The sequence below is a fragment of the Bradyrhizobium sp. I71 genome, from assembly GCF_022354745.1.
Lineage (GTDB): Bacteria > Pseudomonadota > Alphaproteobacteria > Rhizobiales > Xanthobacteraceae > Bradyrhizobium > Bradyrhizobium liaoningense.
In genome coordinates, this window is sequence record NZ_CP059398.1 from 5,050,815 (window position 1) to 5,072,319 (window position 21,505).

Annotated in this window: 21 protein-coding genes and 2 tRNA genes; 13 read left to right on the forward strand and 10 right to left on the reverse strand. The window is 63.0% G+C overall.

From position 1 onward, the window contains the following. Positions 1–33: 33 nt before the first annotated feature. The gene (locus FJV43_RS24340; RefSeq protein WP_239621627.1) at positions 34–1,224 is read left to right on the forward strand and encodes an adenylate/guanylate cyclase domain-containing protein; all 1,191 of its coding nucleotides are present in this window, start codon (positions 34–36) and stop codon (positions 1,222–1,224) included. A gap of 297 nt (positions 1,225–1,521) precedes the next feature. Here FJV43_RS24340 and FJV43_RS24345 read toward each other — a convergent pair whose 3' ends face one another. Both FJV43_RS24345 and FJV43_RS24350 read right to left on the reverse strand, forming a co-directional pair. Next, complete coding sequence (locus FJV43_RS24345) at positions 1,522–1,701, reverse strand: hypothetical protein (protein ID WP_239621628.1); 180 nt, start codon at positions 1,699–1,701, stop codon at positions 1,522–1,524. Between the two features lie 207 nt (positions 1,702–1,908). Continuing rightward, on the reverse strand, positions 1,909–2,277 hold the full coding sequence (locus tag FJV43_RS24350; RefSeq protein WP_239621629.1) for a rhodanese-like domain-containing protein: 369 nt from the start codon (positions 2,275–2,277) through the stop codon (positions 1,909–1,911). A gap of 516 nt (positions 2,278–2,793) precedes the next feature. Here FJV43_RS24350 and FJV43_RS24355 point away from each other — a divergent pair. The 8 genes from FJV43_RS24355 (at position 2,794) to FJV43_RS24390 (ending at position 7,046) form a co-directional block, all read left to right on the forward strand. Then, positions 2,794–3,018 carry a hypothetical protein gene (locus FJV43_RS24355; protein WP_239621630.1) on the forward strand — a complete coding sequence of 75 codons (225 nt, stop codon included), beginning with the start codon at positions 2,794–2,796 and terminating at the stop codon, positions 3,016–3,018. Position 3,019: 1 nt separating this feature from the next. After that, complete coding sequence (locus tag FJV43_RS24360; protein WP_197967483.1) at positions 3,020–3,232, forward strand: hypothetical protein; 213 nt, start codon at positions 3,020–3,022, stop codon at positions 3,230–3,232. Positions 3,233–3,512: 280 nt separating this feature from the next. Next, the gene (locus tag FJV43_RS24365; protein WP_239621631.1) at positions 3,513–4,310 is read left to right on the forward strand and encodes an adenylate/guanylate cyclase domain-containing protein; all 798 of its coding nucleotides are present in this window, start codon (positions 3,513–3,515) and stop codon (positions 4,308–4,310) included. A gap of 242 nt (positions 4,311–4,552) precedes the next feature. Next, the gene (locus tag FJV43_RS24370) at positions 4,553–4,888 is read left to right on the forward strand and encodes a helix-turn-helix domain-containing protein (RefSeq protein ID WP_239621632.1); all 336 of its coding nucleotides are present in this window, start codon (positions 4,553–4,555) and stop codon (positions 4,886–4,888) included. Positions 4,889–4,999: 111 nt separating this feature from the next. Continuing rightward, positions 5,000–5,227, forward strand: a complete 228-nt coding sequence (locus FJV43_RS24375) for a hypothetical protein (protein ID WP_239621633.1) — start codon at positions 5,000–5,002, stop codon at positions 5,225–5,227. Positions 5,228–5,456: 229 nt separating this feature from the next. After that, positions 5,457–5,945: a helix-turn-helix domain-containing protein gene (locus FJV43_RS24380; RefSeq protein ID WP_239629582.1), complete on the forward strand. Its 489-nt coding sequence runs from the start codon at positions 5,457–5,459 to the stop codon at positions 5,943–5,945. After that, positions 5,946–6,050: transfer RNA gene (locus FJV43_RS24385), tRNA-OTHER, on the forward strand. A 45-nt stretch (positions 6,051–6,095) separates the two neighbouring features. Continuing rightward, positions 6,096–7,046 (forward strand): hypothetical protein, encoded by a 951-nt coding sequence (locus tag FJV43_RS24390; RefSeq protein WP_239621634.1) that lies wholly within the window; start codon positions 6,096–6,098, stop codon positions 7,044–7,046. Between the two features lie 121 nt (positions 7,047–7,167). Here the strand turns inward: FJV43_RS24390 and FJV43_RS24395 are convergent, their stop codons facing one another. The 6 genes from FJV43_RS24395 to FJV43_RS24420 all read right to left on the reverse strand — a co-directional run bounded on the left by FJV43_RS24395 (position 7,168) and on the right by FJV43_RS24420 (position 13,771). Next, entirely contained in the window at positions 7,168–8,097 is a 930-nt protein-coding gene (locus tag FJV43_RS24395) for a DUF4238 domain-containing protein (protein ID WP_239621635.1), read from the reverse strand. Positions 8,098–8,577: 480 nt separating this feature from the next. Beyond that, positions 8,578–10,521 (reverse strand): ATP-binding protein, encoded by a 1,944-nt coding sequence (locus FJV43_RS24400; protein WP_239621636.1) that lies wholly within the window; start codon positions 10,519–10,521, stop codon positions 8,578–8,580. 225 nt (positions 10,522–10,746) lie between these two features. After that, complete coding sequence (locus FJV43_RS24405; protein ID WP_239621637.1) at positions 10,747–11,220, reverse strand: hypothetical protein; 474 nt, start codon at positions 11,218–11,220, stop codon at positions 10,747–10,749. A gap of 5 nt (positions 11,221–11,225) precedes the next feature. Next, a complete protein-coding gene (locus FJV43_RS24410; RefSeq protein WP_239621638.1) occupies positions 11,226–11,984 on the reverse strand; it encodes a restriction endonuclease in 759 nt (252 codons plus the stop codon). 333 nt (positions 11,985–12,317) lie between these two features. Further along, a tRNA-Ile gene (locus tag FJV43_RS24415) sits at positions 12,318–12,393 on the reverse strand. A 403-nt stretch (positions 12,394–12,796) separates the two neighbouring features. Then, the gene (locus tag FJV43_RS24420) at positions 12,797–13,771 is read right to left on the reverse strand and encodes a tripartite tricarboxylate transporter substrate binding protein (RefSeq protein WP_239621639.1); all 975 of its coding nucleotides are present in this window, start codon (positions 13,769–13,771) and stop codon (positions 12,797–12,799) included. A gap of 106 nt (positions 13,772–13,877) precedes the next feature. Here FJV43_RS24420 and FJV43_RS24425 point away from each other — a divergent pair, with 106 nt between their 5' ends. Next, entirely contained in the window at positions 13,878–14,852 is a 975-nt protein-coding gene (locus FJV43_RS24425; RefSeq protein WP_239621640.1) for a TAXI family TRAP transporter solute-binding subunit, read from the forward strand. Between the two features lie 189 nt (positions 14,853–15,041). Here the strand turns inward: FJV43_RS24425 and FJV43_RS24430 are convergent, their stop codons facing one another. Both FJV43_RS24430 and FJV43_RS24435 read right to left on the reverse strand, forming a co-directional pair. Further along, positions 15,042–16,256 (reverse strand): ABC transporter substrate-binding protein, encoded by a 1,215-nt coding sequence (locus tag FJV43_RS24430; RefSeq protein WP_239621641.1) that lies wholly within the window; start codon positions 16,254–16,256, stop codon positions 15,042–15,044. Between the two features lie 99 nt (positions 16,257–16,355). Next, complete coding sequence (locus FJV43_RS24435) at positions 16,356–17,249, reverse strand: helix-turn-helix transcriptional regulator (RefSeq protein ID WP_239621642.1); 894 nt, start codon at positions 17,247–17,249, stop codon at positions 16,356–16,358. 286 nt (positions 17,250–17,535) lie between these two features. Here FJV43_RS24435 and FJV43_RS24440 point away from each other — a divergent pair, with 286 nt between their 5' ends. From FJV43_RS24440 to FJV43_RS24450, 3 genes are read left to right on the forward strand one after another with little or no spacing between them, the layout of a single operon-like run. Then, complete coding sequence (locus tag FJV43_RS24440) at positions 17,536–18,363, forward strand: substrate-binding domain-containing protein (protein WP_239621643.1); 828 nt, start codon at positions 17,536–17,538, stop codon at positions 18,361–18,363. A 54-nt stretch (positions 18,364–18,417) separates the two neighbouring features. Beyond that, positions 18,418–19,524, forward strand: coding sequence for a molybdopterin-binding protein (locus FJV43_RS24445; protein WP_239621644.1), 1,107 nt, complete (start codon positions 18,418–18,420; stop codon positions 19,522–19,524). A 13-nt stretch (positions 19,525–19,537) separates the two neighbouring features. Further along, positions 19,538–21,487: a molybdopterin biosynthesis protein gene (locus FJV43_RS24450; protein WP_239621645.1), complete on the forward strand. Its 1,950-nt coding sequence runs from the start codon at positions 19,538–19,540 to the stop codon at positions 21,485–21,487. The last annotated feature ends 18 nt before the right edge of the window (positions 21,488–21,505 follow it).

Sequence of the window (21,505 nt, forward strand, 5' to 3'; positions counted from 1 at the left end):
TTCGGTAGCAGACCGCAGCTCGAGGGGCAGAATATGACCGCGCCAGACAACCTTGCCCCCACGCCTGCCGACGGCGTCATCGACTGGCTGACCAACGGCACGCGCGACGAGCGCTTCATCGACGACATCTTCGCGCAGATGTGCATCCGCCTCCAGCAGGCCGGCATTCCCGTGAAGCGGGCGACGCTCCACGTGTTGATCAATCACCCGCAATGGCTGGGGGCCCGCATGATGTGGTCCGACGGGAGCCGCGAGGCTGAGATTGCGCTGGTCGACTATGAAGTTCGCGAGCGGCCCGAATATATCGGCAGTGCCGCCCACGAGATCCATGACGGCGCCACCGAGCTGCGCGAGAAGCTCGAGCAGGATCCCTCGCTCGGCCGCAAGCACGCCCTCTATGACGAGATGCGCGCCAAGGGCCTCACCGACTATGTCGCCTGGCCGCTCTACCATACGCTCGGTAAGCGCCACATCGTCACCTTCGCGACCGACCGGCCCGGCGGGTTCGACGACGCGCATATCGCCGGCCTCAAGAAGCTGCTGCCGGTGCTGGCGCTGGTCAGCGAGATCCGCATCAAGAACCGCCTGGCCCGCACGCTGCTGGAGACCTATGTCGGCTCCCATGCCGGCGAGCTGATCCTGGCCGGCGCCACCAGGCGCGGCACCGGCACCACGGTCCGCGCCGCGATCATGATCTGCGATTTGCGCGATTTCACCAAGATCTCCGACAACTGGCCGCGCGACGACGTCATCGACCTGCTCAACGACTATTTCGACGCGATGTCGGAGCCGATCGCGCGGCACGGCGGCGAGATCCTGAAATTCATCGGCGACGGGCTGCTCGCCATCTTCCCGCTCAGCGCGCCCGACGCTTGCGCAAACCTGCTTCGCGCCGTCGCCGAGGCCCGGCAGGCCATGGCCGCGCTGAACGAACGGAACAGCGGCACCGGCCGTGCGCCGCTGAACTACGGCATCGGCGTCCACGTCGGCGACGTCATGTACGGCAATATCGGATCGACCAGCCGGCTCGACTTCACCGTGATCGGCCCGGCCGTCAACATGGCCTCCCGCCTCGAGGCGCTGACCAAGACGATCGGCAAGAAGGTGCTGCTGTCGCGCGCCTTCGCCGAGCTGGTTGAGAAAGAGTTCGCCCTGGAGCATGTCGGCCAGCACGCGGTGCGCGGCTTCAGCGAGCCGATCGATCTGTTCGCGTATCCGGAGTGAGGGCGCGACCTCCGCCCGCGCCTATTTGCGGTTCGTTCCCATCGTGCCGGCGCCCGGTGCGTTCATCTGGCCGCCCTGGCTTTGCCTTTCGTTGTCCCCGGGGCGCTCCGTCTTTGATCTCGCCGGGGCGCTCGAACAAGCGCTTTCATGTTCGCTCCTTTCGCTCGCGATCAGGCGGCCCCGGCCGTCCGGGGGCGGTTCGTGCCGGGGCCGCCATTGCCGGATCATGTGGGATCCGGCGCGGGCCAATGCGCGGGAACGCCTGGTCGTTCCAATCCTGCGGGGCGGCGGTTGCCGCTACGCCGACCAGCGATCCTGCTCTTCCCGGTGCGCGTGCTCGTTCAGCCGGTCGGCGATCTCATTCGCAATCTGCTCCGATTCGGCGTCGGCGACGGGCTCGCCCTTGTGGGTCTTCAACTTGTCCTTGTCGGCTTCGATCGGGAAGTCGTCGGGCTTCAGTTCGTTATCCTTGCCCATGGCGCGCCTCGCTGTGTTCCAGGTCAGGACAACACGCGTGACGGCCAATCGTTGCCACGAAGATGAAGTCCCGATCGACGCGGCAAGGTCATGTACCGCCAATGGCCCGGACGACGGTCCCGCGCCCGCCGCAGGTCCCGCAAGGCGCGCCGCCAATGCGCCCCTTGCCGTGACAGCCCGGGCAGGGAACCGCGCTGCCGGTTCCGCCTATTTCTCGACTGCCCCGGACCAATCCTTGAAGCCGCCGACGTTGTAGACCTTCTCGTAGCCCATATCCTTCAGCACCTTCCCGGCCAGCGCCGATCTGCCGCCGGACGCGCAATAGAGGATGACGGTCTTGGTCTTGTCGAACGCCTTGTCGTGATAGGGCGATTCCGGGTCGGCGCGAAATTCCAGCATCCCGCGCGAGACATGCACGGCGCCCGCGATCTTGCCGCTGGCGGCGACTTCCGGCGCATCGCGAACGTCGACCACCAGCGTGTCGCCGTTCTTGATCATCTCGGCCGCCTGGTCGGAGGTGATCTTCGGGACCGCCGCGTTCGCAGCTTCCAGCATTTGCTTGACACTCGTTGCCATGGTTTCTCTCTCCTGCCGCCCCCGCGGGAGGATAGCACAACGCTTTTCGCTGCGCCTCCAGTCGATCGACGCCGCGCCCGGCAGACCGGCGCTAGCCGGCCCGCCATGTGCCGGGCCGCGCGTCGTGCAGATGCGCAATTGAGGGCGCCTTGGTGAAAGAGATCGCCGCGCAGGACTCGTAGATTGGCTTCGTTGGCGGCTTGGACGACGAATGCCGCCCGCTTCATCGGAAGGCGAGGCAAGCCCCGGTGCAACAGAAGAGGTGATCGGCGACATCAGGCGACAACGAGAGGAGACGTCAATGCCAACCTGCTCTGGAAATCCTCATGGTCGAACCGGGCGCTGCGCCGTCTGCGACGGCCGGTTCGGCCTGGTCAGGTATTACGCGTGGCGCAAGCCTCTCTGCTCGAAGAAGTGCGTCGAACGTTTCGCGACCCGCCGCCGGGATGACCGCGACTGGTTCGGCCGTGTCCCGATTGCCTTCGAAATATCTCCAGAGAACCGTGCGAGGATGCCATGACACTGCAGATGTCACGACGAGGCAAGCAATACATGGAAACGGCGCAGAGCCTGCTGCGCGCTGCGATGAGCATGACCGACGAGGTGGTCGCGACGCGGTTGAAGCTGCTCGCCGATGACTATCAGCGCCGCGCCGAAAAGGCCTCGAGCGTCGACGCCGCCAAACCGGTGGCGCGCTCGGCGGCCAGGCCCGAATACGATTGGTCGAAGGAGCTCGTGTGAGATGATCAGGATCATTGCCGTGCTCTGCAGCCTCTCGTCTCCGACCGACTGTCATGAACAGATCGTCACGACCTCGGACTTCGCCGACGTCACGATGCAGTCATGCCTGATCGGCGCGCCGCAGCTCGCCGAATGGATGGCGCAGCATCCGGCCGAACGTCTGGCCGGGTGGCGCTGCACGATCGGCAAACAGGGCGGCGGCAGAGGAATCTAGGCTGCCAGCCTGGGGGCGCAGTGCAGGGCAATCGCAATGGCATCTCCTCAGGGGGAGGCCGAGCGGCATCGGTGCCCGCTGAAACTGCTGCCGCGCACTCCGTCCTCATCCTGAGGGCCCGCCAATTGCGGGCGTCTCGAAGGATGGCCATAGGGACGTCGCTTCCACATGCGATTGCTCCGCAGGGCGGGCGGCGGGACGGGAGTCAGGTTGCCAACACCGGGTTGTGCGACTAGGTTTTGCGACAAGCTACGCCCGAACGGTCTTTGGCCGCACATTCATGCCGAAATTCCTTCGCATCGGTGTCCATCAGTCGAACGTCTCCGGGTACACGTCGAAGGCGTGGTGTGTCAGGCGCGTTGGCTCGGCGGTCTTCCTGAAGTGGGGCGCCGTGGAGGTGCATGGCGCCGGTGCCGGGCGCAAGGTCTATTGGTCGCGTCTGCCGCAGGAGAAGACGGTTCGTTGCGGCACCGCGCAGCGCGCGCAGGACTACACGAAAGCCGCAATCGCGCGGCGCCGCAATCATCGCTATGAGCCGCTGACCGGACCCATCGCGAACCGGCGCCCCTCGGCCGCACGCAGCGCCGAGCTCAAGCAGGCGCTCGCCACCATCCTGATCGTCGACATCGTCGGCTCCACCGCGAAAGCCGCCAAGCTCGGCGATGTGCGCTGGACCAAGGTGATGGGCCATTACTACGCCGCGGTCCGAAAAGAACTGAAGACGTGCGGCGGCAAGGAGGTCGTGACCACCGGCGACGGCGTGCTCGCGACGTTCAAAAAGCCCGCCGCCGGCATCGCCTGCGCGACCGCGATCCAGAAGGCCATGCGCACGCTCGGCCTCGAGATTCGGGTCGGCCTGCACGCCGGCGAATACACCATCAGCGGTGGCGAAATGGTCGGCCTCGCCTTCCACATCGGCACCCGCGTCGCCGCAAAGGCGCGCGCGGGCGAGGTGCTGGTGTCGAGCGCGGTGAAGGAGCTGATGACGGCGCAGTCCACGATCAACCTGAGGGATCACGGCGTGCACCGGCTCAAGGGCGTGCCGGAGAGGTGGAGGCTGTGGCGGGTGGTGGGGTGAGGGGGGGGGGTCTGGACCTCATGCGCGTTCAATACCGCTGGCCGGTGGGAATGCCGCTGTGCCGCGCGCTGGGCGATGGCTTGTGGGAAGTGCGCACTCGCTGCCCAGCGGCCGGATCGCCCGCGTCCTGTTCAGCGCGCAGCAGGGCCGCATTCTGGTCCTGCACGGGTTCATCAAGAAGACGCAGAGGACCCCGCCGGACGAGCTGCCCTTGCGCGCCGCAGAAACCGTGAGTTCGAGAAATGAAGGAGGCCAAGATGGCCGGCAAGAAGACCGCGGCGAGGAAGAAGAAGGCCGTTCGTTCCACCGCCAAGCTCACCACGCTCGATGACTTCCTCGGCGAAGAAGGCAAGCGCGACGAGTTCGAAGCCATTGCCGTCAAGGAAGTCCTGGCGTGGCAGATCGAGCAGGCGATGAAGGAGAACAACATCTCCCGCAACAATCTGGCCCAGCGCATGAAGACCTCGCGCAGCCAGATCGGCCGCCTGCTCGACCCGAAGGACGGCAACGTCACACTGGCCACGCTGCAGCGGGCAGCGAAGATGGTCGGGCGGTCGTTGAGGTTGGAGTTGGTTTGAGGGCGATCGGGGATATCGCTGGACTTTCAGTGCTGGTGCGCGGTTGTTCGCAGGCCCGGTGAAAGTGGCTGACCATTGAGTGCACTGTCACCGTAACTCCAGATTGCGCCCGTGGTGAAGACTGGCGGCGACGAGATCATGGGTATCACGCTGGACCTGCAGGGATTGGAGTTCGCGCTTCTCGCTGCCGACCATAACGTGACCGGCACGGGCCTCGACAAGGCGCTCTACAGGCCCGCCGCCTTTGTCTTCGACATGGACGGGACCAGACACCGCATCCAGCTCTCGTGGGAGGACGGCTTGCCCCACCAGGACGTCATCATCACGTGGAAGAAGTAGCGGGCCTGTAGGCTGATTGAAATTTTTAGGGAGACACTTCCGTCTCCCTACCAGAGACATATCTGTCTCGGTGCCGGGAGCCGCGGGTGTCCTGGGAAATAGTACACCGCAACTTTGGTACTTCGTGATCCAGCACGCCAAGTACATTGTAGGGGGAGGTCAGATTTGTCTCCCCCCGCGCGGTTTGCGCCACTTGTTGATCGATTTCAGACGGAGCATATCGTTGCCTATGAAACAGCAAACAGACACCGGGACGCCGCCCAACAATGTCGTCGCCCTTCCTCTTCAGCCGAAGAAGAAGAAAATGCGGGCCGAAGACAAGTGGTCGCCGAAAGTCATGAAGCTCGGCTATACGCCACTGCCGAACCTGCTGTTGCGCGCGCAGGCCAAGCTGAAGCTGTCGCCGCTGCAGTTCAATATCACAGCGCAGCTTCTCATGCACTGGTGGGACGCTGACGATTACCCGTTCTTGGCAAAAGAGACCATTGCCACCCGCATAGGCAAAAGCCCCCGGCAGGTCCAACGGGTTCTGACGCAGCTTGAGAAGAAGGGATACCTGAAGCGCGTTGCCCGATACCTCGGCAAGAAGCAACAGACCAGCAACGCCTTCTCGCTCGACGGGCTGGTGACCAAGCTCAAGTCGATCGAGCCGGAGTTCACCAAGGCCGCCGAGCAGGCCCGCCTCAAGCGCAAGAAGCTGGAGGCGGCATCGGCCTAACGCGGTTTAGCTCAAAGGATAGAGCGCCTGTTTTCGATCTAGGGGTCTTCGCAACACCAACCTAGAGACAGGGAGATACGGGTTCAAGTCCCGTAGCCGCGCCCATTGTTTGCAATATGAGTTCCCGAATACGTAAGAGGCCCCTAGGCCATGAATACCCTGTTCGATAACGCCATCCAGTCTATCCAGCTCGGGATCGAGGATTACGAGCACAACGACCCGAAGCGGGCGCTTTCGGCCGTTCGCAATTTCTACGCCGGCACGTTGCTGCTCGCGAAGGAAGTTCTCGTGCGCGCGGCACCGAAAGCCGCCGTCAAGGACGTGCTCGGCACCAAGTTCGTGCCGGTCCCCGACGGCAACGGCGGCGTGACCTTCGAGGCGAATAACAAGACGGTCGATTTCAATGAGCTTGGCGAGCGGTTCAAGGCGTTCGGGTTGAGCATCGACCGCTCGAAGCTCAGCGACCTGAACAGCATTCGCAATGACATGGAGCACTACTACAGCAACGCTTCGAGCAAGAAGGTTCGTGAGGCGATTGCCCGCGCGTTCCCCGTCGTGGTCGACCTCTTCAATTCGCTGAAAGAGCAACCCAACGAACATCTCGGCGATAGCTGGGCCGTCATGCTCGGCGCCAAGGAATTGTATGACCGGGAACTCAAGCAGTGCACTGAGACATTCGACGGCGTCGATTGGAAGTCTGAAAGCTTGTTGCAAGCCGCTCGCCCTTGTCCCAAGTGTGGCTCGCATTTGGTTTACCGACTCGACCAAACTCGCAATGAGTCTGGTTTTGCTGATGCACAGTGCAGACAATGCGGCGAGAAGATTGACGCCATCACGTTGATGGAAACGGCTCTCGAAGCTCATTTCGAGTACGAGAGCCATTTTGCGGTGAAAGACGGTGGCGAAGACCCTCTCGGTATGTGTCCGGAGTGTACGACCAAGACCTATGTAATCTGGGAGGAAGAAAATCAGTGCACCAATTGCTTTCTCTCTCTTGAAAACTGCGACAGGTGCGGTGAGCCGCTCACTCCAAACAATGTGTCAGATGACTCAAGTTCTCTCTGCGGATACTGCAGCAATCTGATGTCGAAGGATGACTGAGGTTAGACGGTCGCGCCCCTTTGCTCGTGCGTCCACCTTTCCTGCCTGCGGCGCTTGCCTCTTCGGATTGTGAACGTGTGGGCCTTGCCTAGCTGGTGTGCTGCGCGACCGCCATTAGGGGTTATCCACACCAACGCTTCCGCAAGAACCGCTTATCGGAGATGAGCTGGTTGCCGGTGCGCGGCTCTTCTTCGCGCGTGCGCGCGTATTTGAATTTGTGGTCGGGAGAGTAAACTTGACGGTCGGCCCCGTCGGGCATTGTGCTGTTACAGACCGCCACAGTCTCCTCGCTTGCATCCTCGATCGTGTTGCCGACATTGAACGCGCCGACGACGGCGAGGGAAGGAGAGATCGGGAAATAGATGTCCGTGCCCATCATAGCAAGGCCGGGCGCAAGCGGGCCTTCGCGCATGGACGGATCTTCCCACATGAGGTAGAACGGCCGGTCAGAAGTGATGAATCCGCCTGAACCCTCGGGTGCGCGCAACAGATGCCAGCCTCGCTTATGCAGGAGCGGTATCGTATGGTCAAGCAACTGAAATTCGAGACTTATGAGCGCGTTGTTGTCGAGTTCGATCTTGAAGTCGCCATCTTCGAGCGCCGCTCCCATTTCCTCATAGGTGACATCATACTCGTCAGGTAACGCGCCCTCGGCTTTGGCTTCGGCAACGCTCGCGTCGTACGTTGCTTGGCTCTGCAGGCGAGCGGCGATATGCATGCGGCCGAGGCCGTCAGCAATGCCTCGAATGTTCTTGCGCATGTCGGGGTTCCGCAGCGCCGCAAGTCCAATGAGCGTGATCAGATGGGACTTGTCGTCTTCGTTCTCGAGATTGCGCGCTTCATTGATACGGACCAGCGCTTCGGCGAGACCGCTCTCAAACTCAGACATCGCGCTTTCGAGCGTGTTGGGGTCCATGCCGTCGAGGTGAATCCGGTTGAAGTAGTTTTGGCACGCCACGTCTTTGACGTTGTTCTTGAAGGAGCGCTGTTCGTCCCGGTCGAACACCGAGACCTGAAAAACCTTGCCCTTCTTGTTGGCGAATTGGCGCAAGTAGCACTGCGGAACATAATGATGTTTTACAGGCCGATTTCGACTTCTTCCCACCACTGCGCTCTCCCGCCCATTTTTCTACGGCATTATGTGCTCATGATGGAAGGTAAGGATAAGGCGCAGGGTGTTTCCATCGGGGCATTCCGCGCCTTACCAGGCATCATCACTCGGGCCGTCTCGTAAGAGAGCGGCTTTTGTGTTTCCGGCCCCGCCGGCGAGGCGCGCTCAACCGATACGACCGGGATATCAAAACTAACATCGGACAGCATACTTCGGCTCCGTAGGCGCATGAGGATGTCAAAAGGCAGTGCATTACTTGGCTTTCTGCTCTGACGAAAAAACAAGCGTGACGAACGTCAGGACCCCTGCGGGTTACAAGAGAAAGCGATGGCGTGAATTTTCAATCGAGATTGCCGCATAGAACTCCCATTGCATGGGAGCAGGCTACGGTACCTTTTCACCGTATCAAGAAGTTACGCCTCAGTTGTTGGTCTGCAGCACGTTGAGCTTGTCGAAGAAGATACGGTTCCGCTTCTTCGCGTCGCCGAGCAGTTTATTGTAATCAATGACCTCATAGTAAGCGGCATAGGTCTTATGGAAGCCGTAGTACCCCTGATTGTCGGGCGTCGGTGTTGCGTCGATTGTTTTCAGAACGCGCTTCAGTGTTGGCGTAATGTCTGAGATGACGTAGCAGAATGCAGGGATCTTCTCATTTGCCACAGAAATGCGGCGGCCTTTCGAGTCTTTGAACTCGCCGGAGCGGATAGAGTCGACAAGTTCAAGCGACTGAATGACGGGGTTGTCGTCCTGGGAATAGTCATCGCGTTCGGGGCGTTTGAATTCCAATATCGTAATGGAATTGATGGGGTGATCGCCTTCACCGTAAACAAGCTTTTGGTCATAAATGAAAAGGTCGGGGCGCTTTTGCGAGTCGCTCTCGGGGTTTTCAAGTGAGCGGAGCTGCTTATCGGAAGCGAGGAACGTGTGATAGGTGAGCCGCTCGTCGATCATCCAAAGATTCTGCTCGTGGTAGGGAATTTCCTCTGAGGTGGAGCGCATCGGGAAGACGAGCTGATGCACCACCTTTTCAAGAGGGTACTTCTTGTCGCCGTCACCCAATGAAATGGCGCGCTCAAGGAACTCAAGAATAATGCGGCGGTGCATGATGTACTGGGCGAGCGCCGAGGTTCCCAGCTCGTTGTATTCTTCCATGAATGCGGAGAGCCGTCGATGGTAGGCCTCGTAATCGTCGACCTTTTCGGCTTCTTTGATGATCCGCGACCCTTCGGCCTTCATCTTTACTTCACGCTGGTACAGCTCGCGGTGAAGCGCCGTTTCCATGTCGGGCTTTGTGGCGTTCGGAGATATCTTGTCGATGAATTCGGGCGTGTACTTCATAAGGATTTTGTACTGCGGCGCGTCTGACTTCACGTAGTTGCGCAGCTTCTCTTCCTTGACCTCGTTGATGCTCTGGATGGCTTCACGAAGGTCTGCCTCGATGTGCTTCAGAGACTCGTCACGTATCTCTGAGCGCTTTATCTCGTCATCGAAGAGCGAGGCTTGGTCCACCTCGCCGTCATCACCAGAGGCAAAATCGAAATCCGTACGGGCTGGGTTTACGTGTTGGGTCAGGTATGGACTCTGCACGATGCCGAGGTAGACGAACGAATTGCCGTCACGGTCGATGAGCCGGGTATTGAGGTTTGGAACGAATGCTTCGAGCTTGTCACTGACCACGCCACGCTGATTGGCTGAATAGACGAGCTTGTGCCGCGATAGCCTCGGGGTCGTGAGCCGGAAGCCGTGCAGCGTGAAAGGCATGCCTTTGATGTGAAACTCATGCGCGGCAGCGGTCGCGCGAAACTCCTTGTCGAACACCTCATTAACCGAATGGACAAGGCCTTGGTCCGTGACGCTCACGCGCGGGCAGTCGTCTTCCAAGAAGATGAGCAGAAAGTGCTCAATGAGCTTCTGGATAATTTGGTCAGTTGTCCGCGGACATGTGCCTTTGTACGGCTCGCGGTAGCCTATGAGCCCTATCGTGGTCCCGGTGCCGCGGCCGGGCGTTGCTTGGGGTAGGCCCTCTTTGTCCATCTCGTAGTCTTCGTCGAATGTAAACGTCCGGCGCTGGGCTTCTTCTCCCTTTTCCTTGAAGGTGCTGTCTATCTCGACCTTGTCGAACGCCTTGAGCCATGTGAACCGGCCAAGGCCCTTGCCGCCGCGGGCGAGCTTGTGGTCTGAGAACGCCGTATTGAACGAGTCGAAGTTCTCGTCGTTCAAGCCGATGCCGTTGTCCGTGATGGTGAAGGACCGGATTGGGGCAAACTCCTCGTCCAGGAGGACAGCGTCCCGCTCGATGGTGATCTTGATGAAGCCGTCCTTGTTCGACCGCTTTACGTCCCGGATGGCCTGAAACGAGTTCATGACCGCTTCGAATAGCGGGATGAGCGGCTTCCACTTCGGGAGTGGGGTCTGCCGGACCTGATTTCTGAGATTGGTCCACAACATTGAAATGGCTCGGCGAATCAGAGGCGGAAAGGATGGTGCGAAATGGACGTAGGTTGAAACAGGGACGTTATACACCCATAAGGGCATAAACTGAAGACCGGGTTGCAATACGGGCGCGCGGCTTGTTGTTTGAAGTCAGCATTAGCCCGTCATCATGCGGCAACCGACGGCGAACGTATTGAGGTCGATCTCCGCGTGGGTCCAATTCTCACGGGAGTCGTCGTGCGCTGTGGTTTTCAGAACCGGCTTCTTGTGGTCGTCAAATACCCACTCGATCTTCTTGGCGTGGATGGTCTTGTTCGCGACATCTCGTATCGAGAGAGGCTTTATGTTGCCGCTCTTGAGGTGGAGCGTTCCGAACTGAGAGCCCAGAGAGCCGTCGTCCAAATCTTCATGGTCGTCCAGGGTGCGGAAAAGCAGGACGAGTTCGATCATGGCGCGGGTAGCCAACTGCTCGGGAATGCCAAACAGGACTTCATCTATCAGCTCCCAACCGCCAGCGAAGCTGTTGCGACGAAATTCGCGCAACGGGGGTTGCGAGTACGCGAACATCATGACCAGTGACAGATTGTCGGTAATGACCTTGGTAATGGGAAATGCGAGCTGGTGAGCCATAGGCTTCATTCTTTCGGTGTTGGAACAACCGAGACCACTATCGTGCCATCAGGATTGGTGGAGGTGACGAAGTCCGCTTTGAAATTGCCGATAGAGACGTTCGCGACGGTCAAGACAACGCGGCTGGTGTGGCGGGTCGCGCCGTCGATGACCGCGCTGAATCCGGGCACGATATCGACATGGATCTCGTGCTTTCCGAGGTCTCTCGGCAAGTTCTTCCGATACGTATTGAGAACGCCGCAAGCTGTGGCGTTGATGGCTTCGTTGCTCAGGGTCTGCCCCGTCGAGACTAACAGGTCTGAGAGCTGCACATCGAGATACGGATCAAATGCGACGAACAGCCGGGCCTGAACAAGCTCGCACGATAAGACGTTCAGATCGGTGGGCGTGAACCAATTGAAGCCCTCGACCTCGTCCAGGGTGAGACAGCGAATGCCGTAATGCTGGGCTTTGGTGCGCGCGGTCTTGTAGAAACCCTTGGAGGAAACGATAACGCCGGAGTGAATGCCGGTGTCGTTGCATTTCGTGTGAAAGGCCTCGATCGCATCGACTCCGACGGGCCTTGACCTATCACGGCATTCAAGGGCGACGACGAGTTCGTGATGGTCGTGGGTTATCGTCAACACGACGTCATGCTCGCGATGTTTCCCCGTCACCTTGTCCGTGAAGAACTTCGGCGAGTCGACCTTGATATCTGTCCCTGCCGCAAGCGCTGACTCGATGATGCGAATCAGCCGTTGCAGGTCCTTGCCATCGTTGGCCATGCCTAGTCCCTACGGAATCGGGTGAGAATATACCGCAAAAGCCCCTTTGCGCGGTCTGACGGGCAAATAGGGGCCAGTTCGCGGCTGTAGCCGGCTTGGTAGACCTTGTGGGACAGGTAGGCCGCAAGCACGGTCTCAACTAGGGCTTTCGCGATCGAGGTAAAACTAGCGACGTCGATTGAAGGTCGCCCCACGCGGACACTATCAAGCGAACTGTCTCTCTGACGCGTCGAGTGACACTGTCCCCGAACGAAAAGTGCACGTATCTGGTGCGGTTTCTGGTGCGGTCGTCGCGCTGAGGGCAACGAAGACCGAGTAAGATGCTGACGTATTTGGTGGGCCCGGCAGGACTCGAACCTGCAACCAGACCGTTATGAGCGGCCGGCTCTAACCATTGAGCTACAGGCCCCGCCGCGAGGCGGCCGCGAGAAGGTGGCCGGCAACGGTGCGCGGTTCGTTTACAGGGCCTGAGGCGGGGGTGCAATCCTCAAGCGTTTTCAAGGCGAAGTGGTCCTCGGTCGCGCCGAACCAGGCGGCCTGTTCGAGCGGAACGCCGCCGCTGCGCGGAACAGGCTGCGCGCCGGACGATTGCTGAATTCGGAATAATCGCATTCTGCCACTGTTTTGCCCGACAAGTCAAACGGCCCTGGCGATCATCCGGCCGGTGTCCATTTGGCGATTCCGTAAGCCGCTGTGATTGCTCAATTCTTCTACTGTGCATGGGGTCGTTTTCGCACTTTTTGTTCTGAGAGGGCCTGTCGGCCCCCTCAAACGTCTTGCTTGCGAGCGCCGGCCGCCGCGGCGCGCCGCTGCTAGTCCACCGAGACCCCGGCGAACTCGACCACCTTGCGCCATTTCTCGGTCTCGTTCGCGACCAGCTTGCCGAACTCGGCCGGCGTCATCGGCTTGGGGATGCCGCCGGTCTCGGCGAGCTTGGCCACCAGCTTCGGGTCCTTCAACGCTTCGCCGACGGCCTTGTTGAGGATCTCGATCACCTCGGGCGGGGTGCCCTTCGGCGCGGAGATGCCGTAGAAGCCGACCGATTCGAATCCCGGCACGGTCTCGGCGATCGCGGGCACGTCGGGCACGCTCGGCCAGCGCTGCGGCGAGGTCACGCCCAGCGCGCGGACGGTGCCGCCCTTCACCTGCTCCATGGCCGAGGGCAGATTGTCGAAGATCAGCTGCACCTTGTTGGAGATGATGTCGGGAAAGGCGATGGCCGAGCCGCGATAGGGCACGTGCACCATGTCGCACTTCGTCATCACCTTGAACAGCTCGGCCGACATGTGCACCGAGGTGCCGTTGCCGGAGGAGGCATAGGAGATCTTGCCGGGGTTGGCCTTGCAATAGTCGATGAACTCCTGAACCGTCTTCGGCGGAAACGCGTTGGAGACGACCAGCATGTTGGTGAGCTGCATGATGCTCGCGACCGGCACGGTGTCGCGCAGGAAGTCGAAGGGCAGCTTCTTGTAGAGCGAGGTCGAGATCGCGTTGTTGGGCGCGACGAACAGCAGCGTGTAGCCGTCCGGCGGCGAGTTGATCGCGGCGGCGGCGGCGATGTTGCCGCCGGAGCCGGTGCGGTTCTCGACGATGACCTGCTGGCCGAGCCGCTCCGACAGCCACTGCGCCATGATCCGCGCCACGATGTCGACCGGGCCGCCGGCGGAAAAGCCGATCAGCCAGTGCACGGGGCGGTCGGGATAGGCGGCGGAGGCGGGAGGGGTGGTGCTGAAAAGACCTAAGAGAACTGCGAGTCCGAACAAACCGTGACGCAAATTTCGCAACATGACACCTCCCATTGCTTTATTGTGGTTGGCTGCATGCTTTCACAAAATCGGGTCGCTGCCTATATCGTCGCAAGTCGGTGTTGACGCAGGTCCGCCAGGAGCGACCATGAGATTCGCGATGATCCTCATCTGTGCGGCGCTGCTCTTGAGTCCCGCCGTCGCGCAAACCGGAGGCACGGCCATTCCGACCACGACGATCAGCCTGACGATCAGCCTTGGCACCGCAACCCCCGGCGGCGGCTTTCCGCTCTACGGCAACGCCTTTGCCGAGGTGATGAACGCGGCCGATCCGCAAATGTCCATCGCACCCCGCAACACCAGGGGCAGCAGCGAGAACATCCCGCTTTTGGAAAAGGGCGAGCTCGATCTCGCGCTGGTCGCGGGCGAGCCGGCTTATGAAGCCTTCGCCGGCATCGGCCGCGCACCCGTGCGGCTGAAGATCCTCACCGCGATCTATTCGAACCCCGGCATGTTCGTGGTGCGCGCGGATAGTCCCTACAGGACGATCCGGGATCTCGTCGGTCAGCCCGTCGCGTTCGGCGCGAAAGGCTCGGGCTTGCCGATCCTGGCGCGCTATGTGCTGGATGGGCTCGGCCTGAAGCAGGACGAGGACTTCAGGGCCGTCTATCTCGACCGCGCCGGCGATGGCCCCGCGATGGTCGAGGACGGCCGCGTCGCCGCGCTGTGGGGCGCCGGCATCGGCTGGCCCGGCTTTGCCGCGGTCGCTTCGAGCCCGGCAGGCGCGCGCTTCATCGCGCCCAGTGCCGAAGAGATCACGCGCATCCGCGCCAGGCATTCGTTCCTGAAGCCGCTGCTGGTGCCGGCGAACAGCTATCCGAATCAGGACGCGCCGATCGCTTCGCTGGGCTCGTGGAGCTTCGTGCTGACGCGCGAGGATCTGCCTGACGACGTCGCCTATCGCTTGGCGAAGACGCTGCACGGTGTCGAGGCGACGTTCTGCAGGAAGCTCGCCCAGGCCTGCGAGACCAATGCGGCGAACACCGTCGCGGCAGCGCCGAGGCCGGAGCTGATCCATCCCGGCGTGATGAAGTATTTTCGCGAGATCGGCGTGGTGAAATAAGCGCGCTGCATCCGCACTTCCCTCCTTCTCCCCTTGTGGGAGAAGGTGGCGCGAAGCGCCGGATGAGGGGTTGTCTCCGCGGATTCAAATGAGAGTTGGTCCCGCGGAGACAACCCCTCACCCGGCTGCGCTTCGCGCAGCCACCCTCTCCCACAAGGGGAGAGGGTGCACCGTCAGCGCGGCCCACTTTCACTTCTTCACCATCGCACAGGCGGGGTCCGGCGGGCCGAACGCCTTGTCGCCGGAGATCGTGGTGAGGATCTTGTAATAGTCCCACGGATATTTGCTCTCCTCCGGCGTCTTCACCTGCACCAGCCAGAGATCGTGCACCATCAGATTGTCCTCGCGCAGTTTGCCGTTGCGCGCGAAGAAATCCTCGATCGGCTTCTCGCGCATCTTCGCCGCGACCTTGAGCGGATCGTCGGTGCCGGTTTCCTTGATGGCGTTGAGATAGTGCATCACGCTGGAATAGACGCCGGCCTGCCACATCGACGGCATCTTGTTCATCTTGGCGAAGTAGCGCTTGGACCATGCGCGGGTCTTGTCGTCCATGTCCCAGTAGAACGACGTGGTCAGGAGCAGGCCTTGCGCCGCCTGCAGGCCGAGGCCGTGGATGTCGGTGATCAGCGCGAGCAGCGCCGCCATCTGCTGGCCGCCCTTGAACACGCCGAACTCGGCGCCGGTCTTGATCTCGTTCATGTTGTTGGGGGGACCGGCGGCAATGCCGATGATCTTGGCCTTGGAAGCCTGGGCCTGCAGCACGAAGGAGGAGAGGTCGGGCGTTGCCAGCGGCGGCCGCACCGAGCCCAGCACCTTGCCGCCATTGGCGGTGACGACGGCGGACGCATCGCGCTCCAGCGAGTGGCCGAAGGCGTAGTCGTCGGTGATGAAGAACCAGCTGTCGCCGCCGCGCTTGACCACCGCATCCGCCGTGCCAACCGCGAGCGCGCGGGTGTCGAACACCCATTGGATCGCGTAAGGCGAGCAGAACTTGCCGTGGAAATCCGCGGTGCCGGTGGAGTGGGTGATGAACAGCCGCTTCTTCTCGTTGGCGATGTTCTGCACCGCGAGCCCGACCGCGGAGACCGGCACGTCGACGATCAGATCGACCTGCTCGATGTCGTACCAGCGCCGCGCGAGCGAGGCGCCGATATCGGCCTTGAGCTGGTGGTCGCCGATCACGACGCTGATCGGCTTGCCGAGCACGGTGCCGCCGAAATCGTCGATCGCCATCTGCGCCGCGGTCACCGAGCCCTGGCCGGTCGGCGCGGAGGCGGGGCCGTTCATGTCGGTGAGCACGCCGATCTTGACGACGTCGTCGGAGACCTGGGCCATTGCGGCACCCGGCAGCAATGCCGTCACCAAGGCAGCCGCGACCGGCAGTCCAAATCTGGTTGGATTCACGCTTGTCCTCCCTGAGCCGGCTCGTTGGCCGGTGTTGCATCCGGGTATGGCCCGGCTGAATTGGTTTCTTTTGCAACTATTCGGGGGCAGGCGTCAACGTCAGGCCGCGAAGCGGATCTGTCCTGCGGGCGAGGGATCGTAGCCGGTCAGTTCCTCGGCGCGCTGGCGCAGCCGCGGCTCGCTCAGGAAGCGGAGCACGGCCTGCATCGCCGGGCGGAAATAGCTGCGCTGCCGCATCGCGAGGTCAAGATTCTCCCAGACCAGCGGCACGAAATCGAGACCGGCCGAGCGCGCCGCAGCGCGCGTCGCGATGCCGCAATCGGCCTGGCCGGCGCGGACCAGTTCGGCAAGATCCGGCCCGGTCAGGGCCGACGTTTCGATCCGGCGCAGATCGCGCGTCGAGGCGCCCGCGCGCTTCAGGAGCACGTCGAGCAGCATCTGCGCGCCCGTGCCCTGTTGCCGCATCGCCATCCGGGCGCCGAGTGCGAGCACGTCGGTCAGGCCGTGCAGCCGCTTGGGATTGCCGTGCGGCAGCACCAGACCCTCTTCGCGGCGCACGAACGCGACCAGCACCACGTCATGCAGGTCCGGCGTGGCCCGCAGGGCTTCGATACTGGCATCGCTGGCGAGATCGTCGGAGGGGGTCAAGGCGTGGAAGTGCACCGCCGCAGCCATCACCTCGTTACGCTGCAGGCGCTCCAGCCCGCGCGCACTGCCCTCGCTCATCGATCCCAGGCCAGAGCCGGATTCACGCAGGCTCCAATCCAATAGTTCGTCCTGGCTGCCGCCGACGACCGGCGGCGGCTCCGCGATCAACATGCCGGCCGGACGTGCCAGTCCCGACAGGACCCAGAGGTCGAGCTCGTGCCGCGGGAAGAGCCATTTCCCCGTCACTTTGGTGCAGGGGATCGCACCGGTGGTGACGAGTTCGTAAAGCTTGCGTTCGCCGAGCCGAAGATATTCGGCGGCTTCGCTGGTCGTCAGGAATTCCATCCTGCATTCCTATGCAAATTATTGCTTCTTTTTGACGCCCGACGCAGGTGGAATTCTGCATTTCAGATTTTTTGTCGGCGGGAACCATGCCCGATCATCTCGCCGCTTTGCAATACATCCCGCACGCGCGATTTCTGCTTTGGTGAACGATCCTGAATCAATCGCTCGCGCGGCGCGCCTCGGCGGCGTTGCCGAAATTTCCCGGCCAGGCCGCGCGAAAACGCGTCACGAGTGCGGCGCAATCGCTCATCATCATGATAACGTCATAGCCAAGGGAACCCCGATCATGGGCCGCCTGTCCGTTGTATTTGCGCTTCTCTGCGGGCTTGCCGTGGGCGTTGCGGCGTCATCCGCGGAGGACCGCGGCATCGTCCTCGCCACGACCACGGCGACGCAGGAGTCCGGCCTGCTCGATCATCTGCTGCCGATCTTCCGCGACAAGGCCGGCATCGAGGTCACCGTGATCGCGCGGCGCGCCGACGAAGTGCTCGACGGGGCGCGACGGGGCGAGGTCGACGTCGTGCTGATGCACGCGCGGCCTCAGGAGGAGAAATTCATCGCCGACGGATTTGGCGTGAAGCGCTACAACGTGATGTACAACGATTATGTGCTGATAGGGCCGAAGAGCGATCCCGCGGGCGTGAAGGGCAAGGACATCGCAACGGCGCTGAAGGCGATCGAAGCCAAGGGCGCGCCGTTCGTGACGCGCGGCGATCGGTCAGGCACCCACGCCGCCGAACTCGCCCTCTGGATCGTCGCCGGCATCGACATCGCCGCCGCCAAGGGCGCCTGGTATCGCGAGGCCGGGCAGGGCATGGCCTCGGCGCTCCACGCAGCGCGCGCCGCAAATGCATATGTGCTGGCGGACCGCGGCAGCTGGATCGCCTTCAAAGATCGCGGCGATCTCGACATCGTCGTCGAGGGCGACAGGCGTCTGCTCAACCAGTACGGCGTGATGCTGGTCAACCCTGCGAAGTTTCCGAACGTGAAGAAAGACCTCGGGCAGACCTTCATCGACTGGCTGACATCGCCGGAGGGGCAGACGGCGATCGCCGGCTACAAGGTCGACGGGCAGCAGCTGTTCTTCCCCAACTCCGACAGGTCGGGCGGTTGAGGCTCGCATCGCCGGCGGTTGCCAAAGCGGGCGATGCATGGTCCATCATGGCGCATGACCCAGCGCCTGCCGCCCTCGCTGACGCCGCTCGACAGCGCCCTCGCCGCGTTGCTGAACGGGCTTGAGCCGCGTGCAGCGGTCGAGCTGCCGCTGGCAGAAGCCGCCGGCTGCATCGCGGCAGGCACGCCGCTGCTCGCGGCCCGTCCGCCCCACGACATCGCCGCCGCGGACGGCTGGGCGCTGCGCGCCAACGATCTCGTCGGCGCGTCCTCTTATTCGCCGCTGCCATTGACAAGCGTGCCCGTGTGGGTCGAGGCCGGCGACGCGATGCCGGCAGGATCCGACTGTGTGCTCGATGCCGATGCCGTGGAGGTGTCGGGGCCGCTGGTGCAGGTGCTGGCGGAGGGCGTGCCCGGACAAGGCGTCCGGCGCGCCGGCAAAGACATCGCGGAAGGCACGCCTGCCGGCGCCGAGGGCCATCCGGTCGGTGCGGCCGATCTCTTGATGGCGCGCGTTGCGGGTCTGGAGAAGCTCGGCGTGCGGCGGCCCCGGCTGCACATCGTCAATGTTCCGGGCGCAACGGCAACGATGCATATGGTCGCCGGGCTCGCGCGGGCGGCGGGACTCGACGTCGAGACGCGTCAAGCTCGGGCACGCGACGAAGCATCGATTGCCTATGTGCTCGATGCGTCCTCTTGCGATCTTCTGCTGATGATCGGCGGCAGCGGCGTCGGCCGCCAGGACGCCGCCATCATGGCCCTGGCCCAGCGCGGCGAGGTGATGGCGCACGGCCTTGCGCTCCAGCCCGGACGCACTGCCGCGGTCGGACGGCTCGGACAGGTTCCCGTCGTCGCCTTGCCCGGCTCGCCCGATCATGCGCTTGCGGCCTGGCTCGCGCTCGTGCTGCCGCTGGTCGATCGTCTGTCGGCGCGTCGGCCGCGCCAACGGGTGACCTTGCCGCTCGCGCGAAAAATCGCATCCGGTGTCGGCATCGCCGAGATCGCTTTGCTGGCCGGGGAACATCGCGCCTGGATGCCGCTTGCCGTGGGCGAATGGCCGCTTCAGGCCATCGCCCGTGCGGACGCGTGGCTAGTCATTCCCGCCAGTCACGAGGGATTTGCGGCAGGTACGGCGGTCGATGCCCATCTGTTGCGGGAGTGATATGGGTCGTGGCATGACGATGATCCCGAAATCACCGGACCGCAGCGCGCTCGAGCAGGAGCAGTTCCTCGAGATCCTCTCGCGCGAGGAGGCCCTGGCGCGCTTCGAGGCGGCCTTGTTCCCGCGCGCGCTTCCGTGCGAGTCGCGCAAGCTCGCCGCCGCGCTCGGTGCGGCACTCGCCGAGGACGTCACCGCGCCGATAGACGTGCCGCCGTTCGACAGGTCCAATGTCGACGGCTTTGCGGTGCGCTCCGCGGATCTTGCGGCGGCCGGCGAGGGCGCGCCCGTGCGCCTCGCGCTGAATGGCGAGACCATTCATTGCGGCACCGCCCCGAGGCTGCAGGTGGCGACCGGCACCGCGACGCCGATTGCCACCGGCGGTCCGCTGCCGCGCGGTGCCGATGCCGTGGTCATGGTCGAGCACACCCAGCCGGCGGGCCTCAATGCGATCGACGTCCGTCGCGCCGTCTCGCCGGGCCAATTCGTCTCGTACGCCGGATCCGACATCGCGCGCGGCGAGGCGCTGCTGCGCGCCGGCACCCTCGTCGGCTCGCGTGAGATCGGCATGCTGGCGGCTTGCGGCATTGCCGAGGCGAGTGTCGTGCGCAAGCCGCGGGTTGCCGTGATCTCCACCGGCGACGAATTGGTTCAGCCCGGCCAGCCGCTCGCGCCTGCCGAAATCTACGATACCAACGGCGCCATCGTCGCGGCCGCGGTCGACGAGAATGGCGGCGAGGCCGTCTTCCTCGGCGCCATTCCCGACGATGAAGCCAGGCTCGAAGCGGCCATGCGCCGCGCGCTCGCGGACTCCGACATGCTGGTGCTGTCGGGCGGTACGTCGAAAGGCGCGGGCGATCTCTCCCATCGCATCATCGGCCGGCTCGGCGCACCCGGCATCATCGCGCATGGTGTTGCGCTCAAGCCCGGCAAGCCACTGTGCCTTGCGGTGTGCGACGGCAAGCCGGTGGTGATCCTGCCTGGCTTTCCGACCTCGGCGATGTTCACCTTCCACGACATGATCGTGCCGGTGCTGCGCAGGATGGCCGGCCTGCCGCCGCGCTCCGATGCCAAGGTCAACGCGACCGTACCGGTGCGCATTGCGTCCGAGCTCGGTCGCACCGAATTCGTCATGGTCTCGCTGGTCGAGGGCAAGAATGGGTTAATCGCCTATCCCTCCGGCAAGGGCTCTGGCGCGATCACGTCCTTCGCGCAGGCCGACGGTTTCTTGCGCATCGACGCGCTCGCCGACCAGATGCCGGCCGGGACCGCAACCGAGGTGACGCTGTTCACGCCGCATGTGCGCGTGCCGGATCTCGTCATCGTCGGCAGCCATTGCACCGGCCTCGATCTCGTCACCGCTGGGCTCGCGCATGCCGGCCTGGCCGTGCGCTCGATCGCCGTCGGCAGCCTCGGTGGACTCGCAGCCGCCAAGCGCGGCGAATGCGATGTCGCGCCGATCCACCTGTTCGACGACAAGAGCGAGAGCTACAACTCGCCCTATCTCGTCGACGGCCTCGAGCTCGTGCCGGGCTGGCGGCGGATGCAGGGCATTGTCTTCCGCAAGGGCGACAGGCGTTTCGAGGGCCTTGATGCGAAGGAGGCGGTGGCCGGCGCGCTCTTTGATCCCGCCTGCATCATGGTCAACCGCAACCAGGGTGCCGGCACCCGCATCCTGATCGACCGGCTGCTCGGCGGCGCGCGCCCGGAAGGCTATTGGAACCAGCCGCGCTCGCACAACGCCGTCGCGGCGGCCGTCGCGCAGCATCGCGCCGACTGGGGCATGACCATTGCGCCGGTCGCCGATGCGGCCGGCCTCGGTTTCATTGCGCTCGCGGAAGAGCATTATGACTTTGCGCTGGTGACGGCGCGCAAATCGCGCCCGGCGGTCCAGGCCTTTCTCGACGCACTCGGCTCGAATGAGGTGCGCGCGGCGCTCGGGCGAGCGGGTTTCCGGCCCGCCTAGACAACAGGCGAGGCGCGG